The organism is Candidatus Eisenbacteria bacterium, assembly GCA_016867495.1.
GTDB lineage: Bacteria > Eisenbacteria > RBG-16-71-46 > CAIMUX01 > VGJL01 > VGJL01.
Genome location: VGJL01000072.1, coordinates 1 through 12,645, shown reverse-complemented (window position 1 = coordinate 12,645; position 12,645 = coordinate 1). Strand labels below are relative to the sequence as shown.

General features: G+C 67.3%; 11 protein-coding genes. 7 read left to right on the top strand and 4 right to left on the bottom strand.

The features are described from left to right. The first annotated feature begins 621 nt into the window (after positions 1–621). From FJY88_08145 to FJY88_08135, 3 genes are read left to right on the top strand one after another with little or no spacing between them, the layout of a single operon-like run. The gene (locus tag FJY88_08145; protein ID MBM3287303.1) at positions 622–1,671 is read left to right on the top strand and encodes a zinc ABC transporter substrate-binding protein; all 1,050 of its coding nucleotides are present in this window, start codon (positions 622–624) and stop codon (positions 1,669–1,671) included. Continuing rightward, the gene (locus FJY88_08140; protein MBM3287302.1) at positions 1,671–2,396 is read left to right on the top strand and encodes a metal ABC transporter ATP-binding protein; all 726 of its coding nucleotides are present in this window, start codon (positions 1,671–1,673) and stop codon (positions 2,394–2,396) included. The genes FJY88_08145 and FJY88_08140 overlap by 1 nt, the downstream gene beginning before the upstream one ends. Continuing rightward, positions 2,396–3,214: a metal ABC transporter permease gene (locus FJY88_08135; GenBank protein MBM3287301.1), complete on the top strand. Its 819-nt coding sequence runs from the start codon at positions 2,396–2,398 to the stop codon at positions 3,212–3,214. The genes FJY88_08140 and FJY88_08135 overlap by 1 nt, the downstream gene beginning before the upstream one ends. Positions 3,215–3,216: 2 nt before the next feature. Here the strand turns inward: FJY88_08135 and FJY88_08130 are convergent, their stop codons facing one another. The 4 genes from FJY88_08130 to FJY88_08115 are packed head-to-tail and all read right to left on the bottom strand — an operon-like array spanning position 3,217 to position 6,891. Beyond that, complete coding sequence (locus tag FJY88_08130) at positions 3,217–4,440, bottom strand: FtsX-like permease family protein (protein ID MBM3287300.1); 1,224 nt, start codon at positions 4,438–4,440, stop codon at positions 3,217–3,219. Continuing rightward, positions 4,437–5,162 carry an ABC transporter ATP-binding protein gene (locus tag FJY88_08125; protein MBM3287299.1) on the bottom strand — a complete coding sequence of 242 codons (726 nt, stop codon included), beginning with the start codon at positions 5,160–5,162 and terminating at the stop codon, positions 4,437–4,439. The genes FJY88_08130 and FJY88_08125 overlap by 4 nt, the downstream gene beginning before the upstream one ends. Beyond that, a complete protein-coding gene (locus tag FJY88_08120; GenBank protein MBM3287298.1) occupies positions 5,149–6,297 on the bottom strand; it encodes an efflux RND transporter periplasmic adaptor subunit in 1,149 nt (382 codons plus the stop codon). Before FJY88_08120 ends, FJY88_08125 begins: the two co-directional genes overlap by 14 nt. A gap of 24 nt (positions 6,298–6,321) precedes the next feature. Beyond that, on the bottom strand, positions 6,322–6,891 hold the full coding sequence (locus tag FJY88_08115) for an FKBP-type peptidyl-prolyl cis-trans isomerase (protein ID MBM3287297.1): 570 nt from the start codon (positions 6,889–6,891) through the stop codon (positions 6,322–6,324). A gap of 263 nt (positions 6,892–7,154) precedes the next feature. On the opposite strand from FJY88_08115, the gene FJY88_08110 reads away from it, so the two are divergent. The 4 genes from FJY88_08110 to FJY88_08095 all read left to right on the top strand — a co-directional run bounded on the left by FJY88_08110 (position 7,155) and on the right by FJY88_08095 (position 12,172). After that, positions 7,155–9,926 carry a hypothetical protein gene (locus FJY88_08110; GenBank protein ID MBM3287296.1) on the top strand — a complete coding sequence of 924 codons (2,772 nt, stop codon included), beginning with the start codon at positions 7,155–7,157 and terminating at the stop codon, positions 9,924–9,926. Between the two features lie 93 nt (positions 9,927–10,019). After that, the gene (locus tag FJY88_08105; GenBank protein ID MBM3287295.1) at positions 10,020–10,781 is read left to right on the top strand and encodes a basic amino acid ABC transporter substrate-binding protein; all 762 of its coding nucleotides are present in this window, start codon (positions 10,020–10,022) and stop codon (positions 10,779–10,781) included. A 3-nt stretch (positions 10,782–10,784) separates the two neighbouring features. After that, on the top strand, positions 10,785–11,450 hold the full coding sequence (locus tag FJY88_08100; protein MBM3287294.1) for an amino acid ABC transporter permease: 666 nt from the start codon (positions 10,785–10,787) through the stop codon (positions 11,448–11,450). Next, complete coding sequence (locus tag FJY88_08095) at positions 11,450–12,172, top strand: amino acid ABC transporter ATP-binding protein (GenBank protein MBM3287293.1); 723 nt, start codon at positions 11,450–11,452, stop codon at positions 12,170–12,172. Before FJY88_08100 ends, FJY88_08095 begins: the two co-directional genes overlap by 1 nt. Positions 12,173–12,645 lie beyond the last annotated feature (473 nt).

Genomic DNA, 12,645 nt, shown 5'->3' with positions numbered 1-12,645 from the left:
GGGAGGGCGGCTCCTTCGAGGGTCACGCTTCGCCCCATCGATCCTGGCGCGTGGCAGGCCGGGCGAGGGCGCGGCGAACGGTCCATCTCATGCGACCCAGGATAGCATCTCGGGGGCTGCCGGTTGCCCCGCCGGGGCGGGCCCGACGGCGGGCGGAAGGAGGAAAGGAGTAACTCGCAGCGTCGCCATGCGCGGCCGGGACGGAAACAGGTCCGCCCCGAGCGCCTGAATCATCTGGCGCCGGGGCGGCGGGGGATAACTCGAGCCAGTTCGACCGGGGGATCGACGGACCCGAAGCAACTAGCAACGCCGCCTCGAATCTCGTGCGACATCAACCCGTGAGGACCAGCCCCGAGACCTCAAATCGGGGAAGCGGCTCCAGCCGCTTGTTACAGGGTTCAATACATCAAGCGGCCCGCGCAGGTTCCGTTGAATTGGAAGATCTCCCAATGCATTGCGATACATGGCATTACGCACCGATGGGGCGCGGGTCCCGGCCTGGCCGGAGCCGGGTGACGGCGACAGGATCGGTCGCCGATCGATAGGGATCGCCCAGTGGACCTCCCGCCGCCGGTCCCGCTCGGTTGCGGTCCAGCGCGCGGGGGGCTAGGGTTTCCCTTCATGAGAAACGAATCGCTGGCGCGGCGGCGTCGATGCCCGCGCAGGCCCTCGGGGTCGCCGATCCCAGGGCAAGCGAGGAAGCGGGCGGCCCGCCGCCTTGTCCTCGGCGCGACCCTCCGCTCCCTTGGGCTCTGCATCGGGATCGCGGCAGCCCCCGCCGCCTTCGGGGCGGACGGAGTGGGCGGACAAACGGGCGGGGAGTCGGGAACGTCGGCTCCAAAGAGCAGCGCTGTCGAGCCGATCCGCCTCGTGGCGTCGATCCCTCCCCTCGGCGCCCTCGCGCAGATGGTCGGGGGCGAGTTCGTGGATGTTCGGGTCCTCCTGCCGCCCGGCGCGTCCCCCCACGGCTACGAGCCGGGGCCTGACGCGGTCCGGGCCCTGGCGCGTGCGGAGGGGCACATCGTCATCGGCCGCCTCCTCGATCCCTGGATGGAGACGCTCGCGCGCGGATCGAATCCGAAGGCGCGAATCGAGCGGCTCGGCTACGACCTGCCCGGACCGGAGCCTCCGGCCGACCCGCACGACGAGGAGGGCGATCCGCACGTCTGGATGGACCCCGTCAAGGCGGGGGTGATGGCCGAGAGGATCGGATCGGTCCTGGCGTCGCTGCGTCCACAGTGGGCCGACTCGCTGCGCTCGCGTGCCGCGACAGCCGAGGCGAGGCTCGATAGTCTCGACCGATTCGCCGGCGAGAGACTCGCTCCCGTTCGAGATGTCCCGTTCGTAGCATTCCATGGGGGACTGAACCACCTGGTCGCCCGATACGGGCTGCGGCAAGTGGGCGTCCTGGAGCCCTTCCCCGGCCGGGAGCCGTCGCCCCGGTGGCTGAAAGAGATCGTCTCTGAGATCAAGCGGAGCGGCGCGCGCGCCATCCTCGCCGAACCGCAGTTCTCCTCGCGCCTCTCGGAGGTGGTCGGTCGGGAGACCGGGGTTCCGGTGGTCGAGATCGACTTGATCGGAGGAGCCGATGGTCCCGAGGCCTACGAGGCGCTCCTCCGCGCTGTCGTCGATCGGCTGGCGGGCGCGCTCTCGGAGCGGGCAGTCGAGTGATGGCCGCGCCGGTCGGCTCCGCCGTCGAGGTTCGCGATCTGCACGTCACGCGGGGCGGCGTTCCCATTCTGAGAGGAGTGGACCTGCGACTCGAGCGGGGGAGATTCCTCGGAATCGTGGGGCCCAACGGAGGCGGCAAGACGACGCTCCTGCGCGTCCTCGTCGGTCTCGAGAAGGCCGACCGGGGGAGTGTGCGCGTCCTCGGCGAGCCGCCCGGCATGAGCCGCGCGATCGGATATGTCCCGCAGGCCCCGACCTTCGATTCCCGGTTCCCGGGGGTCGTCCGGGACGTCGTCGCGATGGGCGCGACCACCGCCGGCGGCGGCGACCGCGAGCGGACGATCGATCGGGCCCTGGATGACCTGGGCCTTGCGGCGCTCGCGCGCACGCCCGTCGGGGTCCTGAGCGGCGGAGAACGGCAGCGGCTCTTTCTCGCGCGGGCGCTCGTGCGCGATCCCCGCCTTCTTCTGCTCGATGAGCCGACTCTCGGAGTGGATCCGGCCGCGCTGGAGGACTTCCTCCACCTGCTGGTAGAGATACGATCGAAGCGCGAGCTGACCACAGTCATCGTCAGCCACGATTTCTCGGTCGTCTCCACGCACACGGACCAGGTCGTCTGCGTCGCCGGGACGATTCACTTCTGCGGCTCTCCATCCGAGCTGGACGAGGGGAGACTGGCGCAGGCCTTCGGGGTCCACAAACTATTCCTGGAGCACCGCCACTGATGCTGGCCGACTGGCTCGAGCTCGGGTTTCTCCGCCGCGCCCTGGCGGCCGGCCTGCTGAGCGCGGTCGGATGCGGCCTCCTTTCGCCCTATGTCGTGCTGCGGCGGATGTCGTTCGCGGGCCACGGCCTCGCCCATGCCGCCTTCGGAGGCGCGACTCTCGCTCTGCTGATCGGCGTGAATCTCTCTCTCGGGGGAACCGTCTTCGCCTGTCTCCTCGCCGTGGTTCTCGCGCTCTGGACGCGCAAGGGAAGGGTCAGCGAGGACAGCGCCATCGGCATGCTGGTCGCCGCCTCGATGGCCCTGGGGGTCGTCTGCCTCTCGCTCCAGAAGCGGTACACGCAGGATGTCTTCTCCTTCCTCTTCGGGAACATCCTCGCCTGTCTTCCGGAGGATCTGATCTTCTCGCTCGGCGCGACCGCCCTGGCCGTCGCGCTGGCGCTGGCGCTCGCGAGGCCGCTTGTGTCGGCCACGTTCCACGAGGAGCTGGCGCAGGTGGAGGGAGTTCCCGTCGATCGCATGCGACTGATCCTCTTCCTCCTGGTGGCGATCGAAGTGGTCGCGGCGATGAAGATCGTGGGGGCGATTCTCGTCTCGGCCCTGCTCGTCCTCCCGGGCGCGATCGCGCTCCTCTTCGCGCGCCGATTGGTGACGGTCCAGATCGCCTCTCTCGCGATCGGCGTCGCCGCCGTCCTGATCGGGATGTTCGCCTCTTACTTGCTCGATCTCCCGTCGGGGGCCGTGATCGCTCTTGTCCTCTTCGCGGGATTCGGGGTGACGCGGGGGATCGTCGCGCTGCAGGCCCGCTTCACTCGCTGAGCCTACTCGTACCGCAGAGCTTCGATCGGGTCGAGGCGGGAGGCCTTGCGCGCGGGCCAGTAGCCGAAGAAGATCCCGATCGCCGCGGCGAAGAGGAAGGCGAGCGCGGCGGCCTCAGGAGCGATCAGGACGGGCCAGCGCGCGAACTTCCCGACCAAGCGCGCCGCGGTGATCCCGAGCAGGATGCCCAGGACTCCGCCCATGCTCGCCAGGACGACCGATTCGGAGAGAAACTGGACGAGGACTTGCCACCCCTTCGCGCCCACAGCCATGCGGACGCCGATCTCGCGGGTCCGCTCGGTCACCGAGACGAGCATGATATTCATGATCCCGATGCCGCCGACGAGGAGCGAGACCGACGCGATCGCGGCGAGAAGGATGCGCATCACCCGGGAAGTCGAGCCGGCGATGTCGGCGATGTCCTGCTGCGTCCGGATCGTGAAGTCGTCCTCTGCGCCCGGAGCCAGCCTGTGCCGGGAGCGCAGGAGCTGCGTCAGCTCCTCCGTCGCCCGCGGGATCTCGGCCATGGAGTTCGCCGAGGCGAGGATCATGCTGATCCGCGTGGTGCCGCTCACCTTCTTCATGGCCGTCGTGTAGGGCATCACGATCACATCGTCCTGGTCCCGTCCCCAGGTGTTCTGCCCCTTCTTCTCGAGGACGCCGATGATCGTGAACGGCATCTTCTTGATCCGGATCGTGGCTCCCACGGGGCTCTCGCCGGCGAAGAGGTTGTCGACGATCGTCTGGCCCACGAGGCAGACCTTGGCGTTTCCGCGTACGGAGGACTCGGTGAAGTTGGCTCCCGCCGTGAGGCCCCAGCGCCGGATTTCCAGGTAGTCGGTTCCTCCTCCCAGGATGGAGGTCGACCAGTTCTGGTTTCCGTAGACGATCTGCGCGCCGGTCATGACGACGGGCGTCACCTTCCTGATCGACCGGACGCTCTGCGCGATCGCCGCGGCGTCCTCCTCGTCCAGGCTCGAGGACGTCCCCGCCCCTCCGTGGCGCCCCCCGGGGCCGATCGAAGAGCCCGGGAAGATGTTGATCACGTTGTCTCCGAGCGAGGCGATCTGCGCCTGGACCATGGAGGAGGCCCCCTCGCCGATGGCGATCATCGCGATCACGGCGGCGACGCCGATGATGATCCCGAGGACCGTGAGGGCCGAGCGCATCTTGTTGCGGGCGATGGCCCGCAGCGCCACGCGAAGGAGCAACAGGAACCTGGTCATCTCCTCTTCTCCGCGATGAAACGGTCGATGACCGGCCGATCCTCCACGATCCGGCCGTCCCGAAGGAGGATGAACCGCTCCGCGTACCGAGCGATGTCGTGCTCGTGGGTGATGATGAGGATGGTCATGCCGGCCCGATTGAGCTCCAGGAAGAGCTCCATCACCTCCGCCGAGGTCGCCGTGTCCAGATTGCCGGTCGGCTCATCGGCCAGCAGGATGGAGGGGTCGTTCACGAGCGCGCGCGCGATCGCCACGCGCTGCTGCTGTCCTCCGGAGAGCTTGTTGGGAGTGTGGTGCGAGCGATCGGCCAGCCCCACTCGCGCGAGGGCGGCCCGCGCGCGCGCCGCGATCTCCTGGCCGCGCGTGGACGAATAGACAAGGGGCAGCTCTACGTTCTCGAGGGCGCTGGTGCGCGCGAGGAGGTTGAATCCCTGGAAGACGAAACCGATGCGGCGGTTTCTGATATCGGCAAGCTCCTCGCGATTGAAGCGGGAAACATCCTCCCCGGCGAGGAGGAACGAGCCCGACGTGGGCCGGTCCAGGCATCCGAGGATATTCATGAGCGTCGACTTGCCGCTTCCCGAGGCTCCCATGACGGCGACCATCTCGCCCGGCGCCACGTCGAGAGAGACGCCGGCGAGAGCGACGACGCGGCTCTCCCCCTCGCCGTAGATCTTGACCAGATCGCGGATTCGAATGATGGGGGAGCTATCTGCGGTCACGCCGCGTTCCCCCCGGAGCGAACGGGTTGACGGTGCCCTGCGCGGCCATCGATCCGCCCGCGCGGTTCAGGCCGACGACCACCTGCATCCCCTCCGAGAGGGAATCGGAGGCGACGGCGGTGTAGGTTCCGTCGCTGATCCCCGGGCGCGCCGAGATCCTCCTCAGGCGACCGCCGTTGTCCATAACATGGAGCGTCCCGGGGCGGGTCCGCTCGGATGAGCCGGGTCTGAACCGCAGCGCGGCGGCGGGGACCATGAGGGTGCCCAAGGCCTCGGCGACCTGGAAGGTGGCGTTCGCGGTCATCCCGGGCAGGAGCTTCTGCTCCGGATTCGCCACATGGACGATCACAGTGTAGGAAACGACGTTCTGGTCGGTCTTCGGCGAGAGGCGGATCTGCTCGACCGTCCCCCGGAAGACCCTCTCCGGGTAGGCATCGACCGTGAAGGTGACGGTCTGCCCCAGCTCGACCAGCCCGATGTCGGCCTCATCGACGGAGGCCTCGAGCTGCATCCGGGTCAGATCGTTGGCGATGGTGAAGAGGGTGGGGGCCTGAAGGGATGCCGCGACGGTCTGCCCGACATCGACGTTGCGCGAGACGACGATTCCGTCGATCGGAGAGAGGATCGTAGCGTAGCGGAGGTTGGTCTTCGCCCGCTGGAGCGCGGCCTCCGCCGACTTGACCGAGGCGCGCGCGGCCTCCAGCGCCGTCTCGGCGGCGTCGATCTCGGCCTGGGATGCGAGCCCCTGCTCGCGCAGAGGGGTCTGGCGGGCGTAGTCGCGGTCCGCCTGCCGCCTGGCGACCTCGGCTCTCTCGAGATCGGCCTCGCTCTGCGCGACCTGCGCCTTCAGGAATGTCGGGTCGATCTGGGCCAGGAGCTGCCCCTGCCTGACCTGGCTGTTGAAGTCGGCGTGAAGGGCGTCGATCGTCCCCGAGATCTGGCTTCCGACCTGAACCGTCGTCATCGCGTTGAGGGTTCCGGTCGCGGTGATCTGAAGGCGCACGTCTCCCCTCTGAACCGGTTCGGTCCGATAGAGGGCAGCGTCATCGCGACCCGCGCGCCTGATCCAGACGAGCGTGACGATCGCGAGAACCAGCAGGACCGCGGCCGGGATGGCCCAGCTCCTCCGGCGCATTTCAGTTCTCCTTGAGCGGCGCCGCTACTCTATGGAAAGGAGCTGAACCTCGAAGGTCAGCTCCGCTTTCGGAGGGATGGCGCCCCGGTATCCGCGCTCTCCATAGGCGAGCTGGTGGGGGATGATGAGCTTGCGCTTGCCGCCGACCTTCATGGTGGCCACGCCTTCATCCCACCCCTTGATCACCTGCCCCTGTCCGAGCATGAACTTGAACGGCTGGCCGCGATCGAGGGAACTGTCGAACTTCTTTCCATCGGCGAGCCAGCCGGTGTAGTGCACCACGACCCTCTGTCCCCGCGCCGGGGACGCGCCTTCGCCGGCGACCATGTCCACATACTTCAGTCCGGACGCGGTCGTGACCACCTTCTCATCCGACACGGGTGCTGCCTCCTTCTGGTCCATAGTCGATGGCGCCGGGCTTGACGGGGCAGAGGATTGGGCCTCCGCCGAGGCGGCCGGGGCGCTCTTGCCCTGCTCCGCCTGCCTGCCCGCGCCGGTCTTGCTGTTGCCGCATCCGGCGATGAGGGCCGCGATCGCGAGACAGGCGAGCGGACCGATCACGAAGCGCAGGCGAGATCTGCGACTCTCTGTCATCTTTGCTTCTCCTTGGGAGAGGAATCCTCGTCTGTGAACAGGAATCGCTCGGGGTTGGTTCCGAGAGATCTGCCGGAAATCCCGCCCATGATCTTCTTCTGCGATGGAGCGGTCAAGGGCGGCTGTGCTAGAATCGGGTGGTAAGGGGGGAGTGTGGGCTCGCCGTCCAAGCGAGGCTCCGCTCCCCGTGCTTTTTCGATCGGCCGGACCACCGGCACAGGTGGACCCAGGCGGATCGCACGCAACCATCGGAAGGAGACTTCATGCTACGCCGAGCGGACCGCAGCTCTGACGGCCGGCGCACCCTCATCCTCGCCTGGCTCGTGCTCGCAGCCATCACATGCGGCGCCTCGATCGAAGCGCTCGCGGACCCGGTCTACTACCCTCCGACGCGCGCGGGCTGGCAGGGGCAGATCCTCGATGAGCGGGACACGGCCCCCTACCTCGCCTTCCACAAGACGAAGATGTATGAGCGGGTTTACGAACGCCTGGGGAAGATGGAGGGGAGGCAGACCCCCAATCAGGACGCGTATGATGCCATCTTCTACGATCTGGATCTGAATCTGAACCCCGCGACATCGACCCTGACCGGCTCGGTCGACGCCCGGGTCAAGGTCGTCGCCGGTCCGCTGACGACCCTCGATCTCGATCTGGACAACCTCATGACCGTCAGCTCGGTCACATCAGGCGGGACTCCGGCCACCTACAGCCATACGGCCGATCTCCTCACCGTGAACCTCGATCGCCCCTATGCGACGGACGAACTGATCGAGGTGACCGTCTCCTACAGCGGCAACCCAGAGCCGGGAGGCGCCTTCGGGTGGGACGCCCACAACGGGCAACCGATGATCTGGACGCTGAGCGAACCCTTCGGGGCTCGGACCTGGTGGCCCTGCAAGGACTGGTCGCACGACAAGGCCGACTCGGTCTGGATTCGAGTGGTCACGCCGACCGGGCTCATCACCGCCTCCAACGGATCGCTCGTCGAGGCCACGGACAACGGGGCCCAGGCGATCACGCGCTGGAGGGAGAAGCATCCGATCGCGACTTATCTGGTCTCGCTGGCGATCCACCCCTTCACCGTCTACTCGGACTACTTCCATCACTCCCCGACCGACTCGATGGAGATCAAGTTCTTCATCTTCCCCGATCACGTCGCGGAGGCGATGCCGACCAATGCGTTGGTCAAGGACATGCTCGCCGCCTACACCGAGGTCTATGGCCCCTATCCCTTCCTCGACGAGAAGTACGGGCACGCGGAGTTCCCCTGGGGCGGCGGGATGGAGCACCAGACCTGCACCAGCCTTGGTGTCTTCATCGAGTACATCACCGCCCACGAGCTGGCCCACCAGTGGTGGGGCGACATGGTGACCTGCAAGGACTTCCACCACATATGGATCAACGAGGGGCTCGCGACCTTCAGCGAGGCGATCTGGGCGGAAGCCAACGGAGGGATGGAGGCCTACCATCAGGACCTGAGCTACAACCAGTTCTTCGGCCCGGGCACCATCTATGTTCCGGATCTGAGCGACTGGGGCAGGATCTTCGATCACAACCTCACCTACAACAAGGCGTCGTGGGTCGTCCACATGCTCCGGCACGTCCTCGGGGACGAGGACTTCTTCGCGTCGCTCGCGGCGCTTCGGGCCCAGTACGGATACGACTCCGTGACGACGGAGGAGTTCCGCGACGTCTGCGAGGGGGTCTCGGGCCAGGACCTGGACTACTTCTTCCAGCAGTGGATCTATGGGGAGTACTACCCGCAGTACCGGTTCGACTACTCGGTCGACCCGGTCCAGGGCGGATTCGACATCGTCCTCGATCTCTACCAGACGCAGAGTTGGCAGATCTTCACGATGCCGGTCGACGTGACAGTCACGACCGCAAGCGGCGAGCAGACCTTCGTGGTCATGAACACGCAGGCGGCGCAGACCTTCACGCTGCAGGTGGTCGAGGAACCCCTCTCGGTCAAGATCGACAAGGACAACTGGATTCTCCGGACCGTGCAGGAGCCGGTCGTCAATCCTCCGCTGGATCGGTCGGTTCTGCTCGTCAACGGCGTCGATTGGGGCGCCTACGGCGCGGAGATCCTCACGGCTTACGAGAACAGGGCGTTCTGGGGCGACTACACGATCGACTTCTGGGACCACTTCAACGAGCCCCCCACCGGATACCCCTCGACGCTGCCCGAGCCTCTCGGCCACGGCCCCGTGCCCGCCGATGTGATGGGCCACTACCGCAACATCGTGTGGGTCGGCAACAACTACGGAGGCGACCTCGCCTCCTGGCTCAACAGCCCCATCCAGAGCTACCTCGAGGCCGGCGGCAATCTCCTCCTCCTGGCCCGCAACGGCGATCAGTTCATCACGGAGTCGTTGAGGCAGTACCTCGGGATCACCTGGGCGTCGGGATCCAGCCTGCTCGATTGCATCGCCACCTACCCGGGCCTGACGAACATCGCGAGGATCGGAACGCAGAGCGCCGTTTCCGTCTTCAACCAGACCCTCTCGCAGCCGGACGCCCGGATCATCTACAAGGCGGACGCGGGCTACAGCGTCGATCCGGGGATCGGCGTCTGGAGGGAGCCGGTCGGCGGCGGCCGGTATCGCCACATCGGCGCGCAGTTCGTCTTCCTGAGCGGCCGTCCCTATCGATGGAACCACGCCAACCTGAAGACGAACGTGATGTACATCCTCAGGAACTTCTTCCGCGAGCCGATGCTGCCGGCCGAGGTCGAGGGGGAGGCCGCGCCGGCCGTCGCGTTCGGCCTGGAAGCCGCCCGCCCGAATCCTTCCTCCGGGATGGCGACGCTCAGATACACGATTCCGCGCGCGGGCGATGTCACGCTCGATCTCCTCGACATCGGTGGTCGCAGGGTTCGGCGCCTGATCGAGGGCGCGGCTCTGCCGGGCCCGCAGACGGCCGTCTGGGACGGCCTGGACGCCCAAGGGCATCCGGTTCCTTCCGGGACCTACTGGGTCGTTCTCCGATCGGAGGAAGAGCGCGCGACCCGCAAAGTCACGATCCTCCGCTGATCGGCGCTCCTTGCGGAGACTCATCGAGGGGCCGCCGCGGGATTGACTCCCGGGCGGCCTCTATCTACCGTGGGCCGCCGGGTGGGAGGTAGGATGCGACGCGCATCGTGGATCGTCTTGACGCTCGTTCTGTTGTCGGCTGCCGGTTGCGGGCAACCGGGCGGGGACTCGCTGGCCCGCGCCAAGCGCGCGGGACTTCTCAAGGTGGGAACCGACGCGACCTATCCTCCCTTCGAGACGGTCGACGCGTCGGGTCAGGTGGCAGGTTTCGACGCCGACCTCCTGCGCGAGATCGGCAAGGGCCTCGGCTTCCGCGTGGAGTTCCTCGTGGTCCCCTTCGACGGGATCCTCGCCGCTCTCAAGAGCGGGAAGTACGACGCGGTGATCTCCGCCCTCACGATCACCGACGAGCGGGCCCGGCAGGTGCTCTTCAGCGAACCCTACTACGAGGCCGGGCAGTCGATCTGCGTCCGGTCCGACAGCCCTTCCTACAGGCTCGGGGATCTCGTCGGCCGGAGGATCGGGGTGCAGCTCGGAACGACGGGGGAGCGGCTCGCCCAAGGAGTCGACCACGCGGAGGTCGTGAGCTTCGATGCGATCGGAGCGGCCTTTCTCGACCTCCGCATCGGGCGTCTCGATGCGGTGATCTCGGACACGCCGACCGCGGCGCTCTTCGCGCGCGCGCATCCGGAGGTGCGTCTGGTCGGCGGCCCGATCACGCGCGAATCGTACGGAATCGCTTTTCGACTCGACGACAAGGCCCTCAAGAACGCGGTGGACGAGCAGCTCAGGGAGATGGGAAGGAGCGGGAAGCTCCTCGAGCTGAGAAGCCGCTGGGGCCTGGAGGCGCCGTAGGCCGTGAGCCGGGCGGCGGACCAGCTCGAGCTCTTCGGGAAGATCCTCGTCTATCTGCTGCCCGCGGTTCCCGCGACGATCCGGATCGCCCTCGCCGCCTTCGTCCTCGCCCTTCTTCTCGGTCTCTTCGTGGGAATCCTGCGGACGAGCAACCGCAGGATCCTGAGGGTCGCGGGCGCGGCCTACGTCGACACGCTTCGCGGCATCCCCCTTCTCGTCCAGGTCTTCTTCCTCTACTTCGGCCTGGGCCGGATCCTCAATCTCGATCGGTATCCCGCCGGCGTGCTCGCGATCGGGATCGGATACAGCGCCTACATCGGGGAGACGATCCGCGCCGGGATCCAGGCCGTCCCGCGCGGGCAGTGGGAGGCCGCGCGATCGCTGGGACTCTCGAACGTCCAGTGCCTGCGCCACGCGATCCTGCCGCAGGCCTTCCGGATCGTGATCCCCCCGATCCTGAACGACTTCGTCGCCTGCCTGAAGGACTCCTCCCTGGTCTCGATCATCGGTCTGCGGGAGTTGACGCGGGCGGGCCGCGAGTACTACTCGTCGACCTTCTCGGACTTCCAGACCTGGACGGTCGTGGCGATCCTCTACCTCGCGATGACGCTCGTCTTGACGCGCCTGTCCGCGCGGCTCGAGCGGCACCTTCATCGGGGGGAGCGCTGATGGTCCGGGTCGAGGGCGTGACGAAGCGCTTCGGCGCCGTGGCCGCGGTCCGCGATGTCAGTTTCCATGTCCCCCGGGGGGAGACAGCGGTCTTGATCGGACCCTCCGGGTCGGGGAAGAGCACCGTCCTGCGATTGATCAACGGCCTCGAGCGGATGGACGAGGGGCGGGTGATCCTGGACGGGGTTCCCCTCGATCACGAGGGGCGCTTGCTCCATCAGGTCCGCGCCGAGACCGGCATGGTCTTCCAGCACTTCCATCTGTTCCCCCATCTCTCTGTTCTCCGGAACATCACGCTCGCGCCGGAGATCGTCCGGCGGAGGTCGAGGGGCGCGGTCGAGGAGGAGGCGCGCGCGTTGCTCGCCCGGGTCGGCCTCAGCGGCATGGCCGATCGCTCGCCGCGCCAGCTCTCGGGCGGGGAGCAGCAGCGCGTGGCGATCGCGCGGGCCCTCGCGATGCGGCCGAAGGTCCTTCTCTTCGATGAGCCGACTTCTTCCCTCGATCCGGAGATGATCCGCGAGGTCCTGGATGTGATGCGCGATCTCGCGAAGGGCGGGATGACGATGGTCGTGGCGACGCACGAGATGGGATTCGCGCGGGAAGCGGCCCAGCAGGTCCTCTTTCTCGATCGCGGCGAGGTGATCGAGGGGGGCTCGCCGTCGGACATCTTCGATCGACCCCGCGAGGCGCGCACGGCGGCCTTCCTGTCGAAGATCATCTGAACTTCTTCGACTGCAATTGGGATGCTCGCCTGGCGCATCCGCTCGGCCCGGCTTTGTTCTGAGGGCGCCGGGCCTCGCGGCGCGGCCGCTCGCATCTCAGATCCAGCCAATTGCGTCGAGGGCAGCGGGATACTCGCCCGCCGTTTCCCTTCGCGCCGCTCCTGTGCGCGTTCGCGGCGCGGCGCTTCGGGAATCCGGCGGGCTCGCCTGTCCGCCCGCCGGCCTGCGAGGGCCGCTTCGCGAGACCGGGAGGCGGCCAAACAGAAGGCCCGCCCCGGTGAGGAGGCGGGCCCTCGTTCCTAGAAGCTCTCTAGGAAGATACTACCGGTACGTCGCTTTCACCTTGCCCCAGGTCGTCTTCTCCGTCGGGACCGGCGGACAGTCATCCACGCAGTCCTCGTCGACGATCCAGAGGAAGCCACCGGCCACCGTGCACTGCTCCTCGGTCAGGACCGAGCAGGTCCCGTCGAGGA

What these genes read in the sequence shown, in the direction of transcription:
- FJY88_08115 (MBM3287297.1), bottom strand. Translation starts at nt 6,891, where the DNA reads ATGACAGAGAGTCGCAGATCTCGCCTGCGCTTCGTGATCGGTCCGCTC.
- FJY88_08110 (MBM3287296.1), top strand. Translation starts at nt 7,155, where the DNA reads ATGCTACGCCGAGCGGACCGCAGCTCTGACGGCCGGCGCACCCTCATC.
- FJY88_08095 (MBM3287293.1), top strand. Translation starts at nt 11,450, where the DNA reads ATGGTCCGGGTCGAGGGCGTGACGAAGCGCTTCGGCGCCGTGGCCGCG.
- FJY88_08135 (MBM3287301.1), top strand. Translation starts at nt 2,396, where the DNA reads ATGCTGGCCGACTGGCTCGAGCTCGGGTTTCTCCGCCGCGCCCTGGCG.
- FJY88_08145 (MBM3287303.1), top strand. Translation starts at nt 622, where the DNA reads ATGAGAAACGAATCGCTGGCGCGGCGGCGTCGATGCCCGCGCAGGCCC.
- FJY88_08130 (MBM3287300.1), bottom strand. Translation starts at nt 4,440, where the DNA reads ATGACCAGGTTCCTGTTGCTCCTTCGCGTGGCGCTGCGGGCCATCGCC.
- FJY88_08120 (MBM3287298.1), bottom strand. Translation starts at nt 6,297, where the DNA reads ATGCGCCGGAGGAGCTGGGCCATCCCGGCCGCGGTCCTGCTGGTTCTC.
- FJY88_08105 (MBM3287295.1), top strand. Translation starts at nt 10,020, where the DNA reads ATGCGACGCGCATCGTGGATCGTCTTGACGCTCGTTCTGTTGTCGGCT.
- FJY88_08140 (MBM3287302.1), top strand. Translation starts at nt 1,671, where the DNA reads ATGGCCGCGCCGGTCGGCTCCGCCGTCGAGGTTCGCGATCTGCACGTC.